Origin of the sequence: Microcoleus sp. Pol7_A1, assembly GCF_036701085.1 — a bacterium.
Taxonomy (GTDB): domain Bacteria; phylum Cyanobacteriota; class Cyanobacteriia; order Cyanobacteriales; family Microcoleaceae; genus Microcoleus; species Microcoleus asticus.
On sequence record NZ_JAUBQD010000009.1, the window covers coordinates 110,257 to 135,040 of the forward strand.

19 protein-coding genes are annotated in these 24,784 nt (G+C 46.9%); 10 read left to right on the forward strand and 9 right to left on the reverse strand.

What is annotated here, in order from left to right; all coding sequences use genetic code 11:
• Nucleotides 1–48 precede the first annotated feature (48 nt).
• The 7 genes from ribBA (at nt 49) to QUA20_RS08265 (ending at nt 11,344) form a co-directional block, all read left to right on the forward strand.
• Nucleotides 49–1,764, forward strand: coding sequence for a bifunctional 3,4-dihydroxy-2-butanone-4-phosphate synthase/GTP cyclohydrolase II (ribBA, locus tag QUA20_RS08235; RefSeq protein ID WP_333187493.1), 1,716 nt, complete (start codon nt 49–51; stop codon nt 1,762–1,764).
• Nucleotides 1,765–2,225: 461 nt separating this feature from the next.
• Nucleotides 2,226–2,483, forward strand: coding sequence for an HAD domain-containing protein (locus QUA20_RS08240; protein WP_333187497.1), 258 nt, complete (start codon nt 2,226–2,228; stop codon nt 2,481–2,483).
• A 47-nt stretch (nt 2,484–2,530) separates the two neighbouring features.
• Nucleotides 2,531–3,970, forward strand: coding sequence for a pentapeptide repeat-containing protein (locus tag QUA20_RS08245; protein ID WP_333187499.1), 1,440 nt, complete (start codon nt 2,531–2,533; stop codon nt 3,968–3,970).
• Nucleotides 3,971–4,068: 98 nt separating this feature from the next.
• Nucleotides 4,069–5,799: a helicase HerA domain-containing protein gene (locus QUA20_RS08250; protein ID WP_172190655.1), complete on the forward strand. Its 1,731-nt coding sequence runs from the start codon at nt 4,069–4,071 to the stop codon at nt 5,797–5,799.
• 868 nt (nt 5,800–6,667) lie between these two features.
• Entirely contained in the window at nt 6,668–7,672 is a 1,005-nt protein-coding gene (locus tag QUA20_RS08255) for an RNA polymerase sigma factor, RpoD/SigA family (RefSeq protein ID WP_172190656.1), read from the forward strand.
• A 523-nt stretch (nt 7,673–8,195) separates the two neighbouring features.
• Entirely contained in the window at nt 8,196–8,705 is a 510-nt protein-coding gene (locus tag QUA20_RS08260) for a hypothetical protein (RefSeq protein WP_333187570.1), read from the forward strand.
• Nucleotides 8,693–11,344 (forward strand): CHASE4 domain-containing protein, encoded by a 2,652-nt coding sequence (locus tag QUA20_RS08265; protein WP_333187505.1) that lies wholly within the window; start codon nt 8,693–8,695, stop codon nt 11,342–11,344. Before QUA20_RS08260 ends, QUA20_RS08265 begins: the two co-directional genes overlap by 13 nt.
• A gap of 42 nt (nt 11,345–11,386) precedes the next feature.
• On the opposite strand, the gene cobO is transcribed toward QUA20_RS08265, so the two are convergent.
• The 3 genes from cobO to QUA20_RS08280 all read right to left on the reverse strand — a co-directional run bounded on the left by cobO (nt 11,387) and on the right by QUA20_RS08280 (nt 13,439).
• Entirely contained in the window at nt 11,387–12,022 is a 636-nt protein-coding gene (cobO, locus tag QUA20_RS08270; protein WP_333187508.1) for a cob(I)yrinic acid a,c-diamide adenosyltransferase, read from the reverse strand.
• 58 nt (nt 12,023–12,080) lie between these two features.
• On the reverse strand, nt 12,081–12,659 hold the full coding sequence (locus QUA20_RS08275) for a Uma2 family endonuclease (protein WP_333187511.1): 579 nt from the start codon (nt 12,657–12,659) through the stop codon (nt 12,081–12,083).
• Nucleotides 12,660–12,821: 162 nt separating this feature from the next.
• On the reverse strand, nt 12,822–13,439 hold the full coding sequence (locus tag QUA20_RS08280; protein WP_333187514.1) for a hypothetical protein: 618 nt from the start codon (nt 13,437–13,439) through the stop codon (nt 12,822–12,824).
• Nucleotides 13,440–13,556: 117 nt separating this feature from the next.
• On the opposite strand from QUA20_RS08280, the gene QUA20_RS08285 reads away from it, so the two are divergent.
• The 3 genes from QUA20_RS08285 to rimM all read left to right on the forward strand — a co-directional run bounded on the left by QUA20_RS08285 (nt 13,557) and on the right by rimM (nt 16,446).
• The gene (locus QUA20_RS08285; RefSeq protein WP_333187516.1) at nt 13,557–14,831 is read left to right on the forward strand and encodes a molybdopterin-binding protein; all 1,275 of its coding nucleotides are present in this window, start codon (nt 13,557–13,559) and stop codon (nt 14,829–14,831) included.
• 205 nt (nt 14,832–15,036) lie between these two features.
• Nucleotides 15,037–15,669, forward strand: coding sequence for a response regulator (locus QUA20_RS08290; RefSeq protein WP_015179099.1), 633 nt, complete (start codon nt 15,037–15,039; stop codon nt 15,667–15,669).
• Nucleotides 15,670–15,804: 135 nt separating this feature from the next.
• Entirely contained in the window at nt 15,805–16,446 is a 642-nt protein-coding gene (gene rimM / locus QUA20_RS08295) for a ribosome maturation factor RimM (RefSeq protein ID WP_333187518.1), read from the forward strand.
• A gap of 85 nt (nt 16,447–16,531) precedes the next feature.
• Here the strand turns inward: rimM and QUA20_RS08300 are convergent, their stop codons facing one another.
• The 6 genes from QUA20_RS08300 to QUA20_RS08325 form a co-directional block, all read right to left on the reverse strand.
• Nucleotides 16,532–16,990, reverse strand: a complete 459-nt coding sequence (locus tag QUA20_RS08300) for a phosphate-starvation-inducible PsiE family protein (protein ID WP_333187521.1) — start codon at nt 16,988–16,990, stop codon at nt 16,532–16,534.
• 360 nt (nt 16,991–17,350) lie between these two features.
• The gene (locus QUA20_RS08305) at nt 17,351–17,662 is read right to left on the reverse strand and encodes an RNA recognition motif domain-containing protein (RefSeq protein ID WP_172190665.1); all 312 of its coding nucleotides are present in this window, start codon (nt 17,660–17,662) and stop codon (nt 17,351–17,353) included.
• A gap of 16 nt (nt 17,663–17,678) precedes the next feature.
• Nucleotides 17,679–17,954, reverse strand: coding sequence for a hypothetical protein (locus tag QUA20_RS08310; RefSeq protein WP_333187523.1), 276 nt, complete (start codon nt 17,952–17,954; stop codon nt 17,679–17,681).
• A 317-nt stretch (nt 17,955–18,271) separates the two neighbouring features.
• On the reverse strand, nt 18,272–20,467 hold the full coding sequence (locus QUA20_RS08315; RefSeq protein WP_333187526.1) for a nitrate reductase: 2,196 nt from the start codon (nt 20,465–20,467) through the stop codon (nt 18,272–18,274).
• A 375-nt stretch (nt 20,468–20,842) separates the two neighbouring features.
• Nucleotides 20,843–22,483, reverse strand: coding sequence for a nitrate ABC transporter ATP-binding protein (locus QUA20_RS08320; protein ID WP_333187528.1), 1,641 nt, complete (start codon nt 22,481–22,483; stop codon nt 20,843–20,845).
• 104 nt (nt 22,484–22,587) lie between these two features.
• Nucleotides 22,588–24,612, reverse strand: coding sequence for a nitrate ABC transporter ATP-binding protein (locus QUA20_RS08325; RefSeq protein ID WP_333187530.1), 2,025 nt, complete (start codon nt 24,610–24,612; stop codon nt 22,588–22,590).
• Nucleotides 24,613–24,784 lie beyond the last annotated feature (172 nt).

The following is a 24,784-nucleotide window of genomic DNA, read 5'->3' on the forward strand; positions in this document are numbered from 1 at the left end:
AATAGATTCTATTTCCATAACATTACTGTTTATAGCTTGAACTTCTCAGTGCCCAATAACCACACCTCAACACAATCATTTCAATTTGACTCGATCGACAGCGCCCTCGCAGACCTCAAAGCAGGTCGCCCCCTGGTAGTAGTCGATGACGAAAATCGCGAAAACGAAGGCGACGTGATATGTGCCGCCCAATTCGCCACCCCCGACAACATCAATTTTATGGCCGTGAACGCGCGAGGTTTGATTTGTCTGGCTTTGAGTGGTGAAAGGCTCGATCGGCTGGAACTGCCCCTCATGGTCAGCAAAAACACCGACAGCAACCAAACTGCCTTCACCGTCAGCATCGATGCAGTCAACGGCGTCAGTACCGGTATCTCCGCCGAAGACAGGGCCCGCACCATCCAAGTAGCCATCCACCCGGACACCAAACCTCAAGACTTGCGCCGTCCCGGTCACATTTTTCCCCTGCGGGCGATCGACGGTGGCGTCCTCAAACGCGCCGGTCACACCGAGGCCTCGGTTGACCTCGCCAGACTCGCGGGCCTGTATCCTGCCGGCGTGATCTGCGAAATTCAAAACCCCGACGGTTCGATGGCGAGGTTGCCCGAATTAATCGAGTACGCCAAAATCCACAACCTCAAAATCATCAGTATTGCCGACTTAATTAGCTACCGGCTCAAGCACGATCGATTCGTCCGCCGCGAAACCGTCGCCAAATTGCCCACTCAATTCGGCGAGTTTATGATTTACGCCTACCGCGACACCCAAGACAATTCAGAACACGTTGCTATTGTCAAGGGCGACCCGGCAGAATTTAAAGACAAACCCGTGATGGTGCGGGTGCATTCCGAATGCCTGACCGGCGATGCTTTGGGTTCCTTGCGCTGCGACTGCCGGATGCAACTGCAAGCGGCACTGAAAATGATCGAAAATGTGGGTTCTGGCGTCATCGTTTACTTGCGCCAAGAAGGTCGGGGCATTGGATTGGTAAATAAACTAAAAGCTTACTCGCTGCAAGATTTGGGACTCGATACCGTAGAAGCCAACGAACGGTTGGGATTTCCCGCCGATTTACGCAACTACGGCGTCGGAGCGCAAATGCTGAACGATTTGGGAGTTAAAAAAATTCGGTTGATTACCAACAACCCGCGCAAAATTGCCGGTTTGAAAGGTTACGGGATTGAAGTAGCCGATCGCGTCCCTTTACTAATTGAAGCCACAGATTACAACTCGATCTATCTGGCAACAAAAGCTGAAAAACTCGGTCATATGCTGCTACAAACTTATTTAGTAACAGTGGCCATTCAGTGGAACGCAACGAAAGAAGAAGGTAGAAGTCAGAAAGCAGAAGGAAAAGAGGAAGATTCTGCCATTCACAATCGGTACGAACACCTCGAAAAGCTGCGGCATTTGGCGGCTAGCCAGCACTTGTTGCTGCAAGAAGAAGCGCGGCCGGTGGGAATAGCCCTTTTCGGAGAAGGCTCCCTCATCGTTCACCTCGGCTTCGATCAAGCCGGACTCGCAGCCCCCGATTGGTACAAAGATCCAAACCATCCTTACGTCAAGGCGATCGGTCAAATTCTCGGCGAAATAGCCACCTGGTCGGATTTGCAAAAATTAGAATTCCTGGTTTCCTCCGGTGCAGATCCGCTCAAAACCCTGCAAGTCCAGCTCGATCGCGAGACATTCCTTTTGTCGGAATTAGTCGGAATTTGCGATCGGCTCGAACCTCAAAAAATTTATAGTTTTGCTCCTATTCCCTGAAGGCAGAAGGTATAAGGCAACCCCCCTACCCCAGCAGGGGGGAAGGCAGAAGCCTAGAAAAACTGTGAATTGCAGAACAATACTTGTTGATACCAGCATCTTCCTTTCCTCAGAAAGAAGCAGCAAAGAAAAACAGTGGATAACAATATTGATTCCAGTCTAACAAGTCCATGCAGCGAACAATTGAGAGAGCATCGTAGATGCACATTTATATTATTAAGCAGTATTAATAGTCATTAAATTCTTCAATAGTAATTTGAGTTAATGTTAATTTTATTAGACATTGATGGTGTACTTATTCCTGACAGAAGACATGAAACATCTCGATAGCAAGCAGATATAATGAAATTTAATTCAGCTTGCCTTAATCACTTTGAAAATGTCCTTCGTTCCTATCCTAATGCGCGAGCAGTAATTTCATATTCCTGGCGTGAAATATTTCCCTTCGCGGTAATCCCTCGTTGTTTTCACCAGATATCGCTATCCGTATTATCGGATTCACCCCTTTTCTCAACCCCAAAAATATTCACCAACACAAATATCTACGACACCAGGAAGTTCTTGAGTATCTTCGACAAAATCAAGCAGAAAACTCACCTTGGGTAGCCATTGACGATATTCCAGAACACTATCCGCCAGATGCACCAGTTGTGGCTATTGATGATTACAATGGTTTTGACCAGAACTCAGCAAAGGTACTTTCAGAATATCTAACTTGATTTCAAAGGTTAGGAAAAAAGTATCGGAATAGAGAGGGTGAATTGACATGGAAATGAACGTTGGTGACTTTCTGCACCGACTCGACCTCAGGGGACAAGCCCTCAAAGGCACCAACCTCGGCGGTGCAGAACTCCGGGGAGCCAACCTCAGAGGCACCGACCTCCGAGAAACCAACCTCAGCGACGCTATTCTCAGGTATGCAGACCTGATAGAAGCCGACCTTACCGGCGCCAATCTCAGCGGGGCGGATTTAGCTGAATCATTTCTCAATTTAGCTAACCTCACTAGAGCCAATTTGACCGATGCTGTCCTCCGAGAAGCTACTCTCGTAGGAGCCGAACTCACGGGCGCCAACCTCAAACAAGCAAGTTTGATCAAGGCTAATTTAGTTGGAGCAAATCTCCAGGAAGCCAACTTAACCAGAGCAAACCTCAGCGGAGCCGATTTGCGCGGTTGTCAGTTGAGAGGCGCCATTTTAGACAAGGCCGTATACAACAACCGGACTATCTTTCCCGAGGATATTGACCCGGGTGCATTGGGAGCATTTTTGCTAGCTCCCAATGCTTCGCTCCCCGGCTTAAATCTGGCTATGGTAGATTTGACCGAAGCCGATTTAAAAGGAGCCGATTTGCGGCGGACAAACTTATACAAAGCTATTTTATTTGGCGCAAAACTCGATCGGGCAAACTTAGCAGGAGCCAACCTCAGCGCAGCGGACTTGAGGGAAGCCAGTTTGAGCGGCACGATTTTGGAGAAAGCTGTTTATAGCAACAACACTTTGTTTTCAGAAGGCATTGACCCCGCTCTGGGCGGAGCTTATTTAATTGCTCCCAATGTATCGCTGCAAGGGATAAACTTAACCGGAGCCGACTTAAACGGATCGGATTTAAGCGGAGCTAATTTGAGCGGTTCTAACTTAAGTTCGGTTAATCTCAAAAATGTAGACCTCAGCAGAGCTAGCTTAAAAAAAGCTTACCTCAAAGGTGCAAACTTGGAGGGAACAGATTTGAGAGGAGCCGATTTAAGCGGCGCAATTTTACACCAAGTAAACTTGAGTTCTGCTGACCTCCGGGGTGTAGACTTAACAAGGGCTGACCTCAGCGGCGCTAATTTAAGCGATGCCGATTTGAGGGAGACAGATTTCACCGGAGCTACTTTGCTGTTCGCTAACTTGAGCGGGGCAGACTTGAGAGGTGTAGACTTGACAAAAGCTGACCTCAGCGGCGCTAAGTTAACCGAAGCTGACCTCCGAAAAGCAGATTTGATGAGAGTAAATTTGGAGGGAGCTGATTTAACTGAGGCCGACTTGAGCGATGCTCATTTATTCCGAGTTAATCTCAGAGGTGCTAACCTGAAAGGTACAAACCTCAAAGGCGCAAGTTTAAAAGGGGTATTTTTGACCGATGCTTATTTGAGCGAAACCGATTTGGCCGATATAGATCTGAGTCCGAGTTTTTTTGAATTGCCACTAGAATCGGAATGGTAATTAGTTGACTGTTAACAATCTAAAATCTAAAATAAAAAATCGCCCATCGAAAATTGCTCGATTATTAAAAATCTAAAATCTAAAATCTAAAATCTAAAATGGATCGACCGTTAGGCTCTGTTATTCAAGGTTCCCTGAGCAAGGGATTAGAAGTGCGACTGCACGCCGACGTTTCGGTGGAAGATATGAGGGTGGGGAAATTTCTAGTAGTGCGGGGGGTGCGATCGCACTTTTTCTGTATGCTCACCGACGTGTCTCTCGGAACTTCCAGCGCTCGCATTTTATCGAATCCTCCCAATCCCAACGACGATTTTCTTCTAGCAGTGCTAGCCGGTAGCAGCACCTACGGTACGATCGAACTGTCGCCGATGTTGATGTTGACTGCTGAACGAGAAAAACAGCAGGCAATTTTCGATCCGAAAAACGGCGGAGTCCGCGAGAACAAGTTGGCTTTAGGAAATTTGGCTTCTTTTGAGTCACAAACCGGTGCGGATATTGAGTTGCTGCCTGTTAAAACTATTCCCAGCCACTTTTCCCAGGTGTTTGATGCCAAAGAAACCGATTTTAGGGCAGTTTTTGGCTGGGAAGATGACCCGTACCGCCGCAATTTTGCGATCGGCAAACCGATTGACATGGACGTTGCTGTATGCTTGGATTTAGACCGATTTGTGGAACGCAGCAACGGAGTTTTTGGCAAGTCGGGAACGGGAAAATCTTTTCTGACTCGCTTGCTTTTATCGGGAATTATTCGCAAGCAAGCTGCTGTTAATTTAATTTTTGATATGCACTCGGAGTACGGGTGGGAAGCTGTTTCGGAAGGGAAACAGTTCAGCACTGTTAAAGGTTTGCGGCAGTTGTTTCCCGATAAAATTCAGATTTATACCCTCGATCCAGAATCCACCAAACGCCGGGGAGTCCGTGACGCTCAAGAGTTGTTTTTGAGTTTCGATCAAATTGAAGTGGAAGACATCGCGCTGGTGCAGCGCGAGTTAAATTTATCGGAAGCTAGTATCGAAAATGCGATTATTTTGCGAAATGAGTTGGGTAGTGGTTGGATAAACAAGTTGCTGGAAATGACCAACGAAGATATCCAAATGTTTTGCGAAGAAAAGCGGGGAAATAAGTCTTCGATTATGGCTTTGCAGCGGAAGTTAGAGCGACTGAATGATTTGAAATACATTCGGAAACGCTGTCCGAAAAATTATGTAACAGAAGTTTTGCAGTGTTTGGATGGTGGAAAAAATGTAGTAATTGAGTTCGGTTCTCACTCGGATTTGCTGTCCTATATGTTGGCTGCAAACGTGATTACTCGCCGCATTCACCAAGCTTACGTGCGGAAAGCAGAGAAGTTTTTGCAGAGCAAAAATCCTTGCGATCGCCCGCAGCCGTTGGTGATTACCATTGAAGAAGCTCACCGCTTTCTCGATCCGGCGATCGTCCGATCGACTATTTTCGGTACGATCGCCAGAGAAATGCGAAAATACTTCGTAACCCTGCTGATTGTAGACCAGCGTCCCTCCGGCATCGATGCCGAAGTCATGTCGCAAGTAGGAACGCGGATCACAGCTTTGCTAAACGACGATAAAGACATCGATGCTATTTTTACCGGCGTTTCTGGAGGGCAGAGTTTGCGATCGGTTTTGGCAAAACTCGACTCCAAACAGCAAGCATTAGTTTTGGGGCACGCCGTACCGATGCCCGTAGTCGTGCAAACTCGTCCTTACGACGAGCAATTCTACAGGGAAATCGGGGATATTGACTGGCAAGAAATGCCCGATGAACAAGTATTTGCCGAGGCAGAAGCTGCTAAAATGGATTTGGGATTTTAGATTGACAACTGCTACATTAATTACATAACTTAGGCAAATGTTAGTGTAAACTAATCTGTGCGAAAAATTGGCGATCGCTGGCTATGACGGAAATACCGGGTTTTTGCCTCAGTTACAAACGAAAAAGTGCGATCGAACGTCAAACAAATTAGCCCCCAGCTTTCACCCAGAAGCTTTTCCCCTTTCACCCCCTCACCCCTCATCCCTACCTTCAAAAAATTTGCCTAAGCTTAAATCTGGTTGAGCATCGCGGCACAATTCAACTTAAACAGCCCAACAGCCAGCCTTTATACACCTTTACTTACTCACAGCCGAGTTGCATTAGCATATTCTCAGAAAAATGTCAATATATATTTTAAAGCGTAAGTCGTAGCTAATACGGTGATCGAGTTCGGTTATCTCGCATCCCAGCATCTAGGCAGCGAGAAAATTTCAAGCGATGATGGAACAGAGAGCAAAAAAAAGCCCTCGAATTGCATGAGTCTGTTTGCATGAGTATTGTGAAGTTGAGTTGCAGTTAAAACTAGCAGGGAATTCAAAACCTTAAGGAAAAATGTAGAATCTTGACCTTAAGACAGAGGTTTTTACCCTTTACGATCCTCAAAAATGGGAATAATATTGAGAAAACTAAAGTCTTGCTTCACTTCGCCTTGAACTAGCTGTTGAAGCTAGCGAGCTACCGAAAATCGACGGGGATTACTGGAAAATCAAGCACAAAAGTAATCCCAAACAACAAGCTTCTACCGATCGTCACCGATAAACAGGAGGGGAAACATCCCCCCTGTCGCAGTCTTTATCCCACTTGCAAAAGTGGGACAGGGTATCACCAACTTTTTATCTGTTGTTACAAGGAGTGCAATACTCACCCATGTCCACCACAACCCCCAAAAACAAAACAGTGAAAGCCGATCGCATGGGCAGCCGGCCATACTCCTCAACGGATACGGTTCGTACCTATCTGCACGAGATCGGTCGCGTACCTCTTCTAACCCGAGAAGAAGAAATTGTTTTCGGGAAGCAGGTGCAGCAAATGATGAAATTAATCGAAGCAAAACAAGCACTTGCTAAAGAATGGCAGCGGGATCTGACGAATCAAGAGTGGGCTGCCGAAATGGAGTTGACCGAAGCTGAACTGAACCGGATATTGCAGTTAGGTCGGCGCGCCAAGCAAAAGATGATTGAAGCGAATTTGCGGCTAGTAGTGGCGATTGCCAAAAAATACCAGAAACGCAATATGGAATTCTTGGATTTAATTCAAGAAGGTACTCTCGGTTTAGAACGAGGAGTCGAAAAATTTGACCCGATGCGGGGATACAAATTTTCTACTTATGCCTACTGGTGGATTCGGCAAGCAATTACCCGCGCGATCGCCCAACACGCCCGCACAATTCGATTGCCAATTCACATCACCGAAAAACTCAACAAAATCAAAAAGGTGCAGCGGGAACTCACGCAGCAGTTGGGTCGGTCTCCCTCCCCTGCAGAAATTGCCGCCGCCTTGGAACTGCACCCTTCCCAAATTCGGGAATACCTGCTGATGGCAAGACATCCAGTTTCTTTGGACTTGCGGGTAGGAGACAATCAAGATACCGAATTGCAAGAACTCTTAGAAGACGAAACGGCATCTCCAGACAACTACATTACCTCGGAATTGCTGCGGCAAGACCTCGATACTTTGATATCAGAACTTACCCCCCAGCAGCGAGATGTAATAATTCTGCGCTTTGGTTTGGAAGACGGCACCGAAATGTCGCTGGCGAAAGTCGGGGAACGGCTCAATCTCAGCCGGGAACGGGTGCGGCAGCTAGAACATCAAGCCCTCGCCCATTTGCGGCGTCGCCAATCTCAAGTCCGAGAATACTTGGCTAGTTAGTCACTAAAAAAGTTGAGATTTTAGGAAAATCTCAACTTTTTTTTTCGTGTTGGCGCTGCAAGGAAGCATACTTTTATACTCACATCTTGCACAATTCTCGCTTAACAGGCTTTCGGGCTTGTGAAGCCAAGACTAAACTTTCTTGTGGAATGCGATATTCTAGCCCGCCCGTACAAGGCTTATTAACAATGGTGCAAGATGCGAGTTTATACCAGTTTAAAAAAAGAATGCAACTGTAGACCCGCGATCCAAACCCTGATGGAATAGGTCACGCCAAATTCTTCAATTCTTTAATCTAAAATTTAAAATCTAAAATAGTATTATTTGATGGGCCGATCGCCCGCCCCGATCGGGCGCAAAATTTGTCAAAACTAATCTTAGATTTAAGTTCAGGAACCGGGCGGGCGATCGTTCCTTCAAGTTAATAGCCAACATTAAGCCAAATACCCGGTTTCTCTACAATCTTTGTGAAACTGGTACAAGAGGCGCTTGGAACCAGGTATTTTAAATTTTGGGGTCTGGAGTGGTTTTGACTTATTTGATATTGACAGGAAGTTTAAAAGCGATCGCGATCGCGCTTGCTCTCTCGCTTGCTCTCTCGCCCGGTAATTTCAGCATTGCAGTCTCCACACGCCGGACACAGGACTCGGACATCAAATCCGGCGTTTTAAGGTCGCAATCTCCCCCAAATCCTGCGCCAGATACAGCTAGCACAGGTTTAGCAGAGGGCGTTTACCTCTACGGCCAGTCGAGCAAGCCAGATGAACTTAAACAAGAATATTTTGTATTTGAAATGCGGCAGAGTAAAGTAGTCGGCGCTTTTTACCTGCCTCGGTCTGCTTTTTACTGTTTTTACGGCACAAGCGATCGAACTCAGTTAAATTTAACAGTAGTGGACAGTTACGACGGCAGTCGCTCTCCCTACTCTGTAAACCTGCAACAGTATTACCCAATTGCCACCATCAGCGAGAACGATCGGCGCATCTTGAGTATTTGCCAGGAAGCTCACAAACAGCAGGTGTGGGAAAAGTAGGAAACACGCGCTGCGCCACCAGTCAGGCTTCAGGAAACAGTAGTAAAATTGCTCCTGAGTTGAGAATTTCGGACGGACACCACACACAGAGCAAGATGAAACTGCGTCGGAAAACACTATCGATAGTTGGCATTACCATCGCTGGACTGACTGGCATTCTGTATGTCGCCTCATCAAGCATCCTCTTGGGCAGCCTGGTCAAAGCAGAGGAACAAGAAGCCACACAAGTTGTCAGGGGAGTTCTCAGCGTGTTCGGGCAAACTGCCGACGACTTCAACTCGCGCTTTGCCGACTGGTCGTCCTGGGACGACACCTACACTTTCATGCAAAACCGCAACTCAGGATTCATTGCCTCCAATTTAATTCCAGAAGGGCTGGCTAATATAAGAGTTAATATAGCCGTATTTGTCAATACTTCTGGCAAAATACTTTACGGTACGGGTTTAGACAGCGAAAAGCTGAAACTAACGCCTGTTCCAGAAGCATTAAAACGGCGCATTTCTCTCAGTGACCCGCTGTTGTTGAAGCACCCCAACGCCAAAAGCAGCCTTGCTGGTATCCTGCTGCTACCGTCAGGGCCGATACTGATTACTTCCCGACCAATTCTCACGACTAAAAGCACCGGCCCGATCCGAGGTACGCTGATATTCGGGCGCAATTTAGATGCTGCGGGCATTGCGAAGGTTTCTAAAATTACTCGCTTGCCGCTGATCGTACACAGCGTTAATGAGGCTCGGTTGCCTGCAGACTTTCAGAAAGCGCGGGAGAAACTGTCGGAAAAAAAACCGATTTTGGTGCGTCCTTTAAGCGAAGAGTCGATCGCGGGTTACGCTCTGATCCGCGATATTTACAACCAGCCTGCGCTGCTATTGCGGGTCGATCTCCCCAGAGAAATATACCGGCAAGGTCAGATCAGTTTGCTGTACCTGCTGATATCTGTAGGGTTAGCGGGAGTTGGGTTGATCGGCTGCACTCTGCTGCTGCTAGAGCATCTGGTACTATCTCGGTTGACCGGTTTGGCGAAAGCAGTCAACCGCGTCAGCAGCAGCCAAGACCTCTCGGTGCGGCTGCCGGTGACGGGCGAAGACGAGTTGTCAGACCTTGCCCATACTATCAACGGAATGCTTTCGGCGATCGCGATCGCCGAAAGCGAACAGCTTGAGGAAAAAGCTCGCTACCAAGCCGTAGTCGAGCAAGCTACAGATTGCATTTTCTTGTGGGAGGCTCAAACCAAACGCCTTTTGGAAGCCAATACAGCGTTTAGAAACTTGCTCGATTACAGTCTTGATGCGATTTCGCAACTAACTATTTACGATATCATCGCTTACTCTAAAGACATAATTGACAGCAATATTGACTTGCTGGTGGCGGACAAAAAATTCAGAATTGGGGAAGTTCTCTACCGCCGCCGAGACGGTTCCTGCGTGGACGTGGAAGTAAGCGCCAGCGTGATTTCCTACGGCGGCCGCGAGATTATTTGCACTGTTGTCCGCGACATTACCGAGCGCAAACAAGCCGAAGCCGAACTGCGAGCCTCGGAAGAACGCTACAGACTTTTGTTTAAAAATAACCCCCATCCGATGTGGGTTTACGATTTAGAAACTCTGGAATTTATAGCCGTCAATCAGGCTGCTGTCCAACACTACGGCTACACTCGCGACGAATTTCTCAACATGACCGTTACGGAGATTAGTCCCCCCCAAAAGTTGCCGAGATTGCTAGAAAATATATCCCAACAAGTAGATGCCGGTATTGATTTTGCCTGTGTGTGGCAGCACAAGAAAAAAAACGGAACAATTATTGATGTACAAATTACTTCTTATACCCTGCTATTTGATAGCAGAAATGCTGAATTAGTGCTGGCTCACGACGTGACCGACCGCTTGCAAGCCGAGGCAGAACTCTACAAGGCAAAGGAAGCCGCAGAAGCCGCTAGTTTGGCTAAAAGTCAGTTTTTGGCTAACATGAGCCACGAACTGCGAACTCCTCTGAATGCGATTATCGGTTACAGCGAGATTCTGCAAGAAGAGGCTTTAGATTTGGGCGAAGAAGTTTTTGTGTCGGATTTGGAGAGAATTCACAATGCAGGCCAGCTTTTACTAACATTAATTAATGATATTCTGGACTTGTCGAAGATTGAAGCCGGTCACGCGGAACTTGAATTAGAGACTTTTGACGTGTCGGAGGCAGTTCAAGATGTAGCGAAAACTGTTGAACCGCTATTTTTGCGAAACACCAATCGCCTGAATGTTGAGTGTCCTAATAATATTGGCGAATTGTATTCCGATAAAATTAAGTTTACTCAAATTTTGTTTAATTTGCTCAGCAATGCAGCTAAGTTTACTCATAAAGGGACAATTAAACTCAGCGTTGAAAGAATTAAAAATGACGAGAATGATTGGGATTCTGAAAGGTTAATTTTTAAGTGTACTGATACAGGGATTGGGATGACTCCTGAACAGCTACAAAAGTTATTTCAACCTTTTACACAGGCTGATGCTTCGACTACCCGCAAGTACGGAGGTACGGGTTTGGGTTTGGCAATAGCGCAGAAATACTCTCAGATGCTGGGCGGAGAAATTACGGTGAATAGCGAGTTTGGCAAGGGGTCAACTTTTACTTTAACGTTGCCAGCGTAGATCCATTTTAAATTGGGGAAAAAGTCTTGACTACAAACAACATTAATACTCAATACCTGGTTGAGCTTTAATGCCTTGTTCTCGAAATGGATGCTTAACTAATGTCATTTCTGTCACCAAGTCTGCCCGTTCGATTAGCGCTGCGGGGGCGCCTCGGCCTGTTAAAATAATATGGGTTTCTTCGGGTTTTTGGTCTAACCCGGAGAGCACTTGCTCAACTTGCAAATAACCTAGTTTTAATGCTATATTTACTTCATCTAGAAGAACTAATTTAAATTCGGGATTGCAGATAAAAGTTAGGGATTTTTCCCAGGCTTTTTGAGCTGTTTCGATATCTCGCTCGCGGTCTTGCGTGTCCCAGGTAAAACCTTCTCCCATTGCATGAAATTCTAGCTGTTTTTCCCACAGTTGAAAAACCGCTTTCTCTGCGGGTTCCCACGCGCCTTTGATAAATTGTACTATGGCGACCCGGTATCCGTGACCGAGCGATCGCACAACCATTCCCAAAGCGGCTGTAGTTTTGCCTTTGCCGTTACCGGTATTGACTATAATTAAACCTTTTTCTTTTGAGGAGTTAGCGATTCGCTGTGATTGCACTTCTTGGCGGCGCTGCATTTTCTGTTTGTGTTGTTCCGCTGTTAAGCCAGTGGTTGCAGTCGTTTCTGTATTAGTTTCCATAATTTTTTTAAAACCGCCGATAAACGCAAATAAACGCTGATAGATGGAAGATGTCTAGTTATTGCCAGAGTGTTTTCAAGTTTAGCACGAAACCGGGCAAAATATCTTCTCCTGAAAGTTCTGTTGGAGATTCCAAAACTTTTTTTTCTTGTCCTTGGCGATAAATTTCAACTCGGCGCGTTTTGCGGTTGATTAACCAGCCTAATTTGACTTGGTTATTCATGTATTCTTGCATTTTGTCTTGAGTGTCATTGAGACAGTCTGTCGGCGACATTAACTCTAAGACAAAATCCGGGGCAATGGGAGGGAATTTTTGTTTTTGTTCGGGAGTGAGTGCATCCCATCTTGATTTTTCAATCCAAGAGACATCGGGAGAACGATTGGCACCGCTTGGCAGTTTGAAGCAAGTTGAAGAATCGAAACAAATTCCCAGTTTACTTTGTCTGTTCCAAATTCCAAAATCAGTAGCTATTTCAAAATTATAACTTCCGGTTTCTCCTCCTGTGGGTGGCATGATGATTATTTCTCCTTTGGCGTTGCGTTCAAATTTGACATCTGGGTTTTCGCGACATAGTTGATAAAATTGGTCGTCGGTTATTTTGGCGATCGAGTTGAAGTTTATGGTAACTGCTATCATGGTATTTTTTTATCAGGATGCGTTGGGATTTTTAAGCCACATAATGTATATGAATGCGGAGCAATGCCGATCGATGCAGATGCTGTAAATATTATTGATAGGGCAAGAAGACTTTAGGAATATTTTTTATGCACTTTTGCTCATTATATCACCTACTTCTAACTAGCTATTAATAGTTTGATAAAAAACTTTTTGCAGAAAACACTTACAGACATACCAATAAAAAAACGCAATGTTGATTTCGCTAAACAATTTAGGTACTCCTTCCAGCAAGCTGGAAATTATCTTGCTTTTAAAATTGAGTGCATCAACGCCGATCGCAAAAAACAACAACCCCAAACCAGCTAACAGTATTTGGTAGGGAGTAAACTGTAGTTCTCGCCGAAAAAACCATCCGTAGGAAGACAAAACAACAGCGTATAAAAGACTTACTCCTAGCTTGGGAATTCCTAATGCTATCATATATATATGAATCCTGTAAATTTCATTTAGCATAAATCCACCTGTTAAAAGAGCGGAAAATAAAATAAAACGATTTTCAATATGGCGCGGTTGAATACTTTGAGCTAATCCATAGGTGAAAGTACAAAGAATGACTGGTACAGAGCATAAAATCTGGAATATCCGAGTTAACAAGGCGACAGTGGGATTGGGGGAAAAATAAGGGTGAAAGAATAAATCGCTGACTTTTAAGCCGGAAAGTTGAGTTAAAAGTATCAGCAGCGCTACTAGGAATAAGGATAAACAATTGAGTTGAACAACCAAGCGAGAAATAGTCATAAGCAATTTATATCAAAAATTAGGTTTACTGCCCAAATATAAAAAAATTATATCACCAATATCTATGGAGATTTTGCTAAAGTTAATTAGGAGTATTATCAAAACAAGGAGACAGTCATGCTGTCAGTGAAAGAAGCAGAATCGATCGTTCTAAATTTGGCCCAACCCCTCGACAGTCAGCAGGATGTAGAAACTGTAGACTTGCTGGCAGCATCGGGGCGCATTTTGGCTGCACCCGTCACTGGTTCCCTCGATTTTCCTTATTGGGACAATTCCGCAATGGATGGGTATGCGGTGCGGTTTGCTGATGTGGAAAATTGCAGCGCCGAAAAACCGATCGCACTTGATATAGTTGAAGACATTCCAGCGGGATATCAGCCTCAACATACTGTACAATCGGGGCAAGCGGCGCGAATTTTTACGGGCGCTGTGATGCCAGCGGGTGCTGATACGGTGGTAATGCAGGAAGAAACGAGGCGAGAGGGCGATCGCATTTTTATCTTAGTTTCTCCTGAAAAACCGCAAGCATTTGTCAGGCACAAAGGCGCTTTTTATCAAGCAGGAACAACTTTGTTAACTCCCGGTACAGTTATCAATGCTCCAGAAATGGCGGTGTTAGCAACTGCACAGTGCATTCAAGTTCCCGTTTATCGGCGGCTGCGGGTGGCCATTTTTTCTACTGGTGACGAATTGGTATCGCCCGACGAACCTTTGGCACCGGGGAAACTGGTAGACTCGAATCAGTATGCTTTGACAGTTTTGTTGGCACAAATGGGATTTGAACCGATTCGATTGGGGATTGTTCCTGATAATGAAGATGCGTTAAATAAGGCGATATCCCGGGCTGTTGCGACGGCGGATGTGGTGCTTTCTACGGGGGGCGTCTCGGTAGGAGACTACGATTATGTCGAGAAAATTTTGGGGGATTTGGGAGGAAAAGTTCACATTAGTTCTGTGGCGATTAAGCCGGGGAAACCTTTAACTGTTGCTGCATTTAAACGAGGTGAAAAAAATGATGATTCGCCGAGTTTGAGTTCGGATTGTCTCTATTTTGGTTTGCCGGGAAATCCTGTTTCGGCTTTAGTCTGCTGTTGGCGGTTTGTTGTGCCTGCTTTGAGAAAAATTTCTGGGCTTGGCGAGGATGCTTGGGGGCCCGAGTTTGTCCGGGTTCGGTGTCAAGCTGAATTGCGATCGCACGGTCGGCGCGAAACTTATGTTTGGGGTAAACTGCATTTAGTTGCCGGAGTCTGGGAATTTGAACCTGCTAGCGGCAGCCAAAATTCAGCGAATTTAATTAACCTTGCAAATACGAGTGGTTTAGCAGTTTTGCCCGCATCGGAAACCTGGATTTGGCCCGGCGAATTCGTTGAAGTTTTAAAAGTTAGTCATTAGTTAGTTGTTATTGGTGAGTTGTTATTGGTTCGGTATAATTTCATGTAAAATATTAACAACTAAGTAATCCTTTTTCCTTCTTCCCTCTTCCTTCTTCCCTCTTCCTTCTTCCTTCTTTCCTTCTTCCTTCTTCCCTCTTCCTTCTTCCCTCTTCCTTCTTCCCTCTTCCTTCTTCCTTCTTCCTTCTTCCTTCTTCCTTCGTATTATGAAAATTTTAATTGTTGAAGATGACCCGATGATGCAACTGGGATTAGAGCAAGTTTTAGCCGATTCCCCAGAAATAGAAATAGTAGGACAAGCAGAAGACGGTTATTTAGGCGTAGCAGCCGCACTGAAACTCAAACCTGATATTATTGTAATGGATATCGGTTTGCCTCGGCTGGACGGCATAGCAGCGACGCAGCAAATTAAAGCACAACTGCCAGAAGTTCGAGTAGTAATGTTAACTTCTCACACGGCAGAAACTGAAATTATTGCTGCCCTTTCTAGCGGGGCTGATGCTTATTGCATTAAAGGTGCTTCCGTAGACAGGCTGTTAGCTGCGATTGCAGCCGCAGCAGAGGGGGCGACATATCTTGACCCTCAAATTGCCCGGACTGTCATCGAACACCTCAAACCCCCGATACCTGCCTCTACAACTACTTTTGGTCAGTTGTCGCAGCGGGAATTGGAGGTGTTAAAATTAATGGTGGAAGGTAACAGCAATCCCGAAATTGCAGCGGCGCTTTACTTGAGTCCAAATACTATTAAAACTCACGTTCGCGGTATTATGAATAAGTTGGCAGTGGATGACCGCGTGCAAGCAGCAGTTGTAGCGCTGAGGACGGGATTGGTGTAAAGAAGGAAGAGGGAAGAAGGAAGAGGGAAGAAGGAAGAGGGAAGAAAGAACAAACATAATTCAACGTTTTTCAGTTGCCAATTCCCAATTGCCAATTCCCATTATCAATTAGTAGCAATTTGAGTGATATAATATATGTCTGAGTGGATAGAAATCGGTAAAATTGTAGCAGCTCAAGGTTTGGACGGGGAAGTGCGAGTCTATCCCGATTCGGATTTCCCGGAAAGGTTTATCGAACCTGGGAAGCGGTGGATTTTGCGCCCTAACAAAAGTGAACCGGAACCGATCGAGTTTTTGGGCGGTCGCTACATTCCGGGTAAAGGGCTGTATGCTGTAGAGGTAGAGGGTGTGGAAGACCGCGATAGTGCTGAGGCGCTGCGGGGCTGCAAGTTGTTTGTTGAAAAGACCGATCGACCTTACCTCGAATCTGATGAGTTTTACGTCCAAGATTTGATCGGGATGGAAGTTATTAACCAGTTAACCGGGGAAATCTTAGGCAAGGTAAGTGATATTATTCCCGCAGGTAACGACCTTTTAGAAGTTGAAACGAATCTAACGCCGCCGGAAACTGTCGTCGCAGAATTAGAAAAGCCAAAACAGCCTGAAACTCCCAAAGCCAACGCTGACCCCAGAAATACCCGCAAACCACGGAAAATTCGTGTTAAAGAGCCTAAATCCACAAAAATATTGATTCCTTTTGTGGAAGAGATTGTGCCAGTTGTTGACTTAGAACAAGGCAGAATTGAAATTGTGCCTCCTCCTGGTTTATTGGAATAATATCATGTCCGGTCGAACGACCGGATATGATATTTTTTATTAAAAAATCCCCCTGCTTCAGCGAGGCGGTTCCTAATTCCCGATATTAATCTTTTTCTTTATTTGTGTACCGCACTATCAAGTAACTGATTGAAAGCGCGAAAATTGCAATCGCCAAACCAATCAAGTCGGCTGCGGTTTTCTTTTCCAGGTCAAGAATGATAATTTTTCGAGATACTGCTATTAAAGAAGTTACAATAACTAGCTCTACTTGAATTACGTGCTTTTTCAGATAAGCTGTAATATTTTCCAAGATTTCCAGAGCAATTAAAACATTTAAAAATAACCCAAATATGACAAACAACGTGTCTTTTAACAAATCATCACTGTGGTTTACCAATTCTTTTGCTAAAAAAATCAGCAAATCGCAAACGCTGACGAGGATTACCAAAATCATCGCCAGTGATAATATTTTCGATATTACTACTTCTACACTTTCTGTAAAATGCAGAAAATTTTCATCACTGCTTGACTTAGAAATTTGCCTAAATATTTTTTTCAGCATAAAAGTGATTTAGTCTTGATTTTTAATGATTCTGTCATTGTTCGGTACACTTTGCAAGCGCAAAACTCTGTGATTGCCTGGTTTTACGGCGCCACCCGGGCACTGGGGAAGGCGACTCTCTGTGCCTTTTATATTTTCTAGTTTTGCGTGTCAGCTAGGAATCGATCGCACGCGATCGAACTCCTGATTAATAATTTTTGCCATAAAAAAGCCTCAAACTATTGTCTAGCAATATTTTGAGGATTCTAAGGCGCGGTGCGACCACTGAACTCACTATCTATTCTCAACAGAGAATGATTGTTGACTCCCAGCTTGCTCCGACGCAATATATAAGATAGCTAAAAATTTAGCTCGGGTGGTTTAGTAGCGACGAGAATTGCCACCGCGATCGTTGTTGCCCCAGTTACCGCTGTTAGAAGAACCACGTTCTTCGCGGGGTTTTGCCTTATTGACCTTGAGGTCGCGACCCATCCACTCAGCACCGTCAAGAGCCTCAATGGCTGCGGTTTCTTCGGCTTCAGTAGACATTTCTACGAAAGCGAAGCCACGCATCCGGCCTGTTTCGCGGTCAGCAGGCAATTGAATGCGCTTTACTGTTCCGTACTCTCCAAAAGTTTGGCTGAGGTGCTCCTGCGTTACTTCGTAGGATAAATTGCCGACATAGATTGACATTGAACATTCTCCAGAATCAGAGGGTGTAGAGATTTAAATCCGGAGGAACGCCGATAGAACGAACTGTACTGCCGAAAATAAAGCCTTGTAAAAACATCATAGCACCTATAGGTGCAAACTGCAATTGTCTGACTCGATTAATTAAAAAGAAAGGAGAAGGCATTCGCCAGAAGACATTCTCCCGAAGGAAAAACCCCCCATCAAGAAGGAAAAACTTAGAATAAATAAATTTAATTTTCCTCGTTCCCGGGCTCTGCCGGGGAAACGCAGCTTGTAGGCTGGGTAATGGCATAACGATTGTAGGTTTTAGATTTGGGATTGAGGATTTGAGATTTATGTGTAGGGTGCGTCCGGGATCAACATTGTTCGATCGAGAGAGGTTGTTACCCTAAAAACGGATACTTGCGAACGAAAGGAGTCGTCTAGAGATCGTAATTTTAGACTCTTGTTCAAGCTCCCAGATTCATCTGTCGAGTAAATCTCAAATCGTTCGACTCAGCGCGACTCGACTCAGCGCCGAACGTCAACTGCGTTCATCCCCATGTCGATCGCCAGGGGCTTCCCCCTCGTTATTCGGTGAGTTGTAACATCCCATAGTTGGAGGGCAGCTCAAGAAGTGACGGCGAGGGTGGATTTTGCCCAATTAAATTCCCCAACTTCTGCTGCAACTTCTGCTGCAACTTCTGCTGCAACTTCTGCCCCAACCAGTACCAACTGCACCGCACAAGCTTTTAACTCGGGCTGTTTGGAATCTGGACAGCTTGCAGAATGAGTCATGGCATTAGCTTCAGCACCTTCGGCCCACAGAGAACCCCAGTGCATCGGTACAAATAGCGTACCCGGGGCGATCGCCTTGGTGACTTTTGCCGGAAACTGCGCCTTGCCGCGGCGCGATCGAACTTCCAGCAAATCCCCCTCCTTAATCTGCAATTTGGCAGCATCGCGCGGGTGAATTTCCAAAAACGGATCGGGGTGCAATTGATTAATTTTTTCTGTTCTACCCGTCCGCGTCATCGTGTGCCAGTGTCCGTAAAGTCTCCCTGTCGTCAACACAAACGGATAATTCGGATCGGGAGGTTCTGCCAGTCCCCGGGAGTGATAGGCCGAAAATCTCGCCCGCGCGTCAGGAGTGTGAAAACGCCTGTCAGTATACAGCCGTTTCGCTTCGTTCGCTGGATGCACAGGCTCGTTTTCCCGGCAAGGCCACTGCTGCGGCCCTTCTTGGCGGATGTATTCGTGGCTGAGTCCGGTCATGTCGCAAGGCTGACCCCGCGTCAACTGCGCGTACTCTTTAAAAACCTCCCCACTGTTCTCGAAAGCAAAGTGTTCGGCAAAACCCAACCGCCGTCCCACCTCGGCGAAAATGCTCCAGTCGTCGCGGGCTTCCCCGGAGGGAGTGTCGAAACCGGGACAAAAGGTAACGCGGCGTTCGGAATTCGTCATCACCCCAGTTTTTTCGCTCCACTGCGTTGCCGGCAGCAGGATGTGAGCGTAGGCGGAGGTTTCAGTGGGATAGTAAGCTTCTTGATAAATAGTAAAGGGCGATCGCAGCAAAGCGGCTTTAGTGCGTTCCAAATCCGGCATACTCACCACCGGATTTGTAGCTGCAATCCACAGCAACTCGACATCCCCAGTTTCCAAGCCCACAATCATGTCCCAAGCTGTGCGGCCCGGATTCGGGGAAATACTTCCCGGTGCGATTCCCCAAAACTCCTCGACTTGGGTTCTGTGTTCGTCATTTTTCACAAACCGATATCCCGGCAATAAGTGAGACAGTCCTCCGGCTTCCCGCCCTCCCATCGCGTTTGGCTGGCCGGTGAGGGAAAACGGGCCGCATCCCGGTTTGCCGATTTGACCGGTCATCAAGTGCAAATTAATCAGCGATCGCACCTTTGCCGTGCCTTCGGAGGACTGGTTGATTCCCATCGACCACAGCGACAAAACCCGCTGCGACTGTTCCCAGTAGTTTGCCGCCGTTTCTAACTCGCTGACAGTAATGCCACAGCGCGATGCTACAAACTCCGGCGTGTAGCTGCTAATAACCTCAGCAAAAGCTGAAAAATTCGCCGTGCATTCTTGAATAAACTCAGGATCTATTGCTTGCCTCCGCAACAGCAAATATGCAATTCCGTTAAGCAAATCTATATCCGTACCAGGTTTAATTGCTAAGTGCAAATCTGCCGCTTCAGCAGTCGGAGTCCGCCTCGGATCTACCACAATCATCTTAACATTTGGATTTTTTTTGTGGTATTTTGCTAATCGATTGAATACAATCGGATGGCATTCCGCTGTATTGCTGCCGATAATAAAAGCGCAATCTGTTAATTCTAAATCGTCGTAACAGCAAGGCGGCCCGTCCGAACCAAAACTTTGAACGTATCCCGAAACTGCTGAAGACATACACAAGCGAGAATTAGCATCAAAATTATTAGTACCCAGACAACCTTTCATTAGTTTCTGGGCAATATAATAATCTTCTGTAGCGAATTGACCCGAACCGTAAACGCACAAAGCATCTGGGCCGCTGGTGCTGCGAACTGTTTGGATGCGGTTAACAATTGCATCGAGAGCTTCGTCCCAGCTAGCGCGGCGGAACGGTTGGTCGAGAGTATCTCGCATCATCGGATAAAGTAGCCGATCGCTCCGAATCGACTCTGCTACGGTTGCTCCCTTAATACAAACCATGCCCTGACTTGATGGGTGATTGCGATCGCCCCGCACTTTCCAATTTTGTTTTTTGTCGGCAACAACTTCTAGACCGCAACCTACACCGCAGTAAGGGCAAAGAGTTTTTATAGTTTCCATCTGGTGATTTTAGATGCTAATTTTTGAAAGCTAATGGGTAATTGGTAATTCGTCATTATAGTCGGAACTGAGAGCTCCTGCAAATAATGTATCAATAGTTACTAAATTACCGCAAAAATGCTTTACAACAACGGACAATACCCTGATTTAAAATTAACCGATCTCTTACTAAAACTCGCGATCGATCTGGGTTGTAGCCAGCTTCTCGCTGCGCCTAAATTCCTCTCAACTAGAGGGACTCCTGACCTAAATCTTGTCACCCCAAGGATGGGGGGGCTAGGAGGAATTTTTGCAGGGATCGAACAGCGCGCCGGTACTACTTTTGACCTAGTTGTTGATAGCAATGTGAGATTTAGTGCGGGAGTATTATGTCGCTTACTTCCCTGATTTAACTTCAAATACGCCACCGTTGGTGGGGCTAAAAGTTACTTGGAATTCAGCAGTTTTTTCAGCGCCTGTTGTGGCACCGGGAGGAGTTTGCAAAACCGGCAAAGGAGTTTCTTTGACGAAATCTTTAGCTGCTTTATTTGTGGGATCGAACTGTAGGATATCGCCGTTTTGTTTTACTTTGACCCGATAAGTCAAACTTTCGGTAAATGTCGGAGTTGTTCTCCAATTTTGGTCAATTTGTGCATACAACTGCTGTCCGATCGCATCGAGTTCGGCTTGGTCAGAAATCTCTGAGACGGCACTGGTTGCTGCATTGGGCGAGGCAGCCGTCGCGGCAGCAGCGATGGGCGCAGGGCTAGCTGCAGCAGCGATGGGCGCAGGGCTGGCAGCAGCGATGGGTGCAGGGCTAGCAGTTGGTGCGATCGAACTTGCTGCGATTTGCGGGCTGGGGGGAGAACTCACAACCGCCGCCGCAGTCGCCGCCGGAGGTGCAGTTTCTGTTAGTTTCGCTTGCTTTAGCTGGTTGGAAACACCAGACATATTGACGGCTGCTAAAGTAACCATTGCTACGAACCACGAGGCTGCTAGGATGCCGCGTTTGATCGGCGAAACTTCTGGGGGTTCGGCAGCAGCGTGAGACACAAAAGGTGCAGGTGCGATCGGCTTGTTAGCAGTCTCCGCAAACGCAGGCTTTTTGCTAGCAGGTAATGGCATCGGTAGTGCGACGGCTTCTGTCTCCGAGTCCGTTGCTTCATCCTCTTCGTGGTGCGCGTAGCGAGAAAACAGGAACTCCAAAGCAAAGTTGCGAAGTTCGTAGTATTTCGGGTCTTCCATAATCCGCGCCCGGTTGCGGGGACGGCTGAACGGAATGTGCATATCTTCGCCGATGGAAGCAGCAGGCCCGTTGGTCATCATCACGATGCGATCGGCCAAAAACAAAGCTTCATCAATATCGTGAGTAATCATAATGACGGTAATTTTGTGCTGCCGCCAAATTTTCAGCAATTCTTCCTGCAACTCTTCCCGCGTAATTGGGTCTAGAGCCCCGAAAGGTTCGTCTAAAATCAAGAGTTTGGGTTGAGTTGCCAGAGCTCGGGCGATCGCCACCCGCTGTTTCATCCCCCCGGACAATTGGCCCGGTCTTTTGTTACAAGCTTCGGTCAGCCCCACTAATTCCAAGTGTTCCTTGACGATCGTATTGTGTTCGTCGGCGGACTTGTTCGGGTAAACATTTTCAACGCCGAGGTGAATGTTTTCCGTAGCAGTCAGCCACGGCAAAAGCGAGTAGTTTTGAAACACCACCATGCGATCGGGGCCTGGTTCAGTAATCTGCGAACCTTGCAGGGCCACTTCTCCGTTTGTCGGCCCGTTGAATCCCGCGATCATATTCAGCAAAGTTGATTTGCCACAGCCAGAGTGACCGATCAAACAAATAAATTCGCCTTCATTAATAGTCAGGTTTACACCGTCGAGAACGACGTAAGGGCCTTTAGGAGTTTCGTAGACTTTCGATACGTCTTTAATCGTAAGAAAGTCTGGCTTCTCCGTTTGAATTTTGGTTGTTTGGGGGCTTTTGAGAGTTTGCATATTTTCAGTATTGGGATTCTGGGTTGAGGAATTAGACATGACAACTTTGGATTGAGAATTTGAAATTAGGGAGTTAGGAAGCGGGAAATGTGGAGTCTTGTTTCCTGATTTCTTGCTCCTCATTCCCTGTTCCTATTTGCTGGTTATGCTGGCAGTTTGATGGAACACTGACTGCCTATTTGTTCAATTAAGATTTCTTCAATGCGGACGCCGCGCTTGATTTTGACATTGTGGAGATAGTCGATCGGGTCGTCTAGATTAAACACAGTGCCGTCAAATAGCTCGATCGTCCGGCGATCTCTGGAAATATCCGGCAAACCCAATTCGCGCACGGCTTGACCGAAAACATCGGGCCGCAAAACTCGATCGACCACTTCCACCCAGTTTTTCGGGAACGGAATCAGTCCCCAGCGAGCCATCTGCGCCATCACCCACACCATTTCTAGGCGGTCTGGACAATTGGTTTTGTCAACGTAGAACTGGTTGAAGTTGTAGAGCATTTCAGGTTCTGCCTCCGTACCGGAGTTGTACGGGTCGATGAACCCCGGACGGATGTCTTTCGGATCGGCGCCGATGTATTGTCCTTGGCTAATCAACTCTAGGACTTCTTCGCGGTTGCGGCGGTCGTCGCAGTAGTCGCAGGCTTCCAAAAGCGCTTTGACTAGGGCGAGGTGGGTTTGAGGATATTTCTGAGCCCAATCTTCGGTAACACCGAGAACTTTTTCGATGTGTCCGGGCAGAATATCGAGGGAACGCGCCATGACAAAACCTGTACCGCTGTTGACTGCGTGGGAGTTCCAGGGGTCGCCCGAGCAGTAGCCGTCAATGTTGCCTGCTTTTAAATTCGATACCATCTGCGGAGGCGGAATGACGGTCAAGCCCACGTCGAGGTCGGGGTCGATGCCGCCGGCGGCCAGCCAGTAGCGGAACAGCAGGTTGTGCATGGAGGCCGAGTGTACCATGCCCAAGGTGTGAACTTTATCTGGAGTCTTGGCGATCGCAGCTTTGAAATCCTCTAACGTCCGAATGCCTTGTTTGTACAGGTGTTTGCTGAAAACAATCGAATTGCCGTTGCGGGACAGGGTGAGGGCGCTGCAGACGGGCACAGGGGCTTCGCCGTCCAGGCCCAACAGCATGGCGATCGGCATTCCTGCGACCATTTGCGCCGCGTCCAGCCGTCCTTCGGCGACTCCTTGGGCGATCGTTTTCCAGCTAGGTTCGCGGCTGAGAGTAACTTCTTCCAAGCCGTGGGCTTGGAAGAATCCTTTTTCTTTGGCTACAACTAAGGGCGCGCAGTCGGTGAGGGGAATAAAGCCGATGTCGAGGTTGATTTTTTCCAGGCCGTTGCGGGCGATGACAGGCGGTTGTTGTTTGGCCCGGCGCTGTTTGACCCGCTTTTGCTGGTTGAGGAAGTAAACCATTTCGTTGCGCAGCGCGTAGTAACTCGGATGGTTGACAACTTCCATGCGCTTGCGGGGGCGGGGAATGTTTACTTCGAGGATTTGCCCGATTTGCGCTTCTGGGCCGTTGGTGAGCATTACAATGCGATCGCTGAGCAATAAAGCCTCATCCACGTCGTGAGTTACCATCACGCTGGTGACTTTGCTCTCCTCGCAAATTTTCATCAACTGTTCTTGCAAACCGCCGCGAGTTAAAGCATCGAGGGCGCCGAAGGGTTCGTCTAGCAGCAGCAATTTCGGGCGAATCGCCAGAGCACGGGCGATCGCAACTCTTTGTTTCATCCCCCCAGAAATTTCGCCCGGGCGTTTGTCGGCGGCGTGTCCGAGTCCGACCAATTTAATGTGGTGTTCGATCACCAACTCGCGATCTTCTTGAGAGTTACCGCTGTAAATTTCATTTACTGCTAGGGCGATATTTTCGCGCACCGTCAGCCAAGGTAGCAGCGAGTAATTTTGAAACACCACCATTCTGTCCGGGCCTGGATCGCGGACTTCGCGTCCTTCTAAGATAATCCCGCCCTGACTTGCTTTGTCGAGACCGGCGATGATATTTAGCAGCGTAGATTTGCCGCAGCCCGAGTGTCCGATTAAGGTGATGAATTCTCCCTTTTTTATTTTAAGTTCGATATTTTTAAGAGCGATGTATTGCTCTCCATTTGGCAAGTTAAATACGCGGTCAACGTGGTCTACTTCAACAAATACTGACATGGTAATTTTAGGTTACTTTGTAATTTGTATGATGCTGATTATTAATTGGGCATTGGGCATTGGGCATTGGGCATTGGGCATTGGGCATTGGCCCGCGCAGGGCATTGGGCATTGGGCATTGGGCATTAATTTACAACTAATTTCTAGCAGTTTGTAGTTGGCAACCATTCCC

Bases quoted from the DNA above. Each gene is read 5' to 3' on its own strand.
- QUA20_RS08245 (WP_333187499.1), top strand. From the start codon at position 2,531: ATGGAAATGAACGTTGGTGACTTTCTGCACCGACTCGACCTCAGGGGA.
- QUA20_RS08250 (WP_172190655.1), top strand. From the start codon at position 4,069: ATGGATCGACCGTTAGGCTCTGTTATTCAAGGTTCCCTGAGCAAGGGA.
- QUA20_RS08255 (WP_172190656.1), top strand. From the start codon at position 6,668: ATGTCCACCACAACCCCCAAAAACAAAACAGTGAAAGCCGATCGCATG.
- cobO (WP_333187508.1), bottom strand. From the start codon at position 12,022: ATGGAAACTAATACAGAAACGACTGCAACCACTGGCTTAACAGCGGAA.
- QUA20_RS08275 (WP_333187511.1), bottom strand. From the start codon at position 12,659: ATGATAGCAGTTACCATAAACTTCAACTCGATCGCCAAAATAACCGAC.
- QUA20_RS08280 (WP_333187514.1), bottom strand. From the start codon at position 13,439: ATGACTATTTCTCGCTTGGTTGTTCAACTCAATTGTTTATCCTTATTC.
- QUA20_RS08285 (WP_333187516.1), top strand. From the start codon at position 13,557: ATGCTGTCAGTGAAAGAAGCAGAATCGATCGTTCTAAATTTGGCCCAA.
- QUA20_RS08290 (WP_015179099.1), top strand. From the start codon at position 15,037: ATGAAAATTTTAATTGTTGAAGATGACCCGATGATGCAACTGGGATTA.
- rimM (WP_333187518.1), top strand. From the start codon at position 15,805: ATGTCTGAGTGGATAGAAATCGGTAAAATTGTAGCAGCTCAAGGTTTG.
- QUA20_RS08300 (WP_333187521.1), bottom strand. From the start codon at position 16,990: ATGCTGAAAAAAATATTTAGGCAAATTTCTAAGTCAAGCAGTGATGAA.
- QUA20_RS08305 (WP_172190665.1), bottom strand. From the start codon at position 17,662: ATGTCAATCTATGTCGGCAATTTATCCTACGAAGTAACGCAGGAGCAC.
- QUA20_RS08310 (WP_333187523.1), bottom strand. From the start codon at position 17,954: ATGCCATTACCCAGCCTACAAGCTGCGTTTCCCCGGCAGAGCCCGGGA.
- QUA20_RS08315 (WP_333187526.1), bottom strand. From the start codon at position 20,467: ATGGAAACTATAAAAACTCTTTGCCCTTACTGCGGTGTAGGTTGCGGT.
- QUA20_RS08320 (WP_333187528.1), bottom strand. From the start codon at position 22,483: ATGTCTAATTCCTCAACCCAGAATCCCAATACTGAAAATATGCAAACT.
- QUA20_RS08325 (WP_333187530.1), bottom strand. From the start codon at position 24,612: ATGTCAGTATTTGTTGAAGTAGACCACGTTGACCGCGTATTTAACTTG.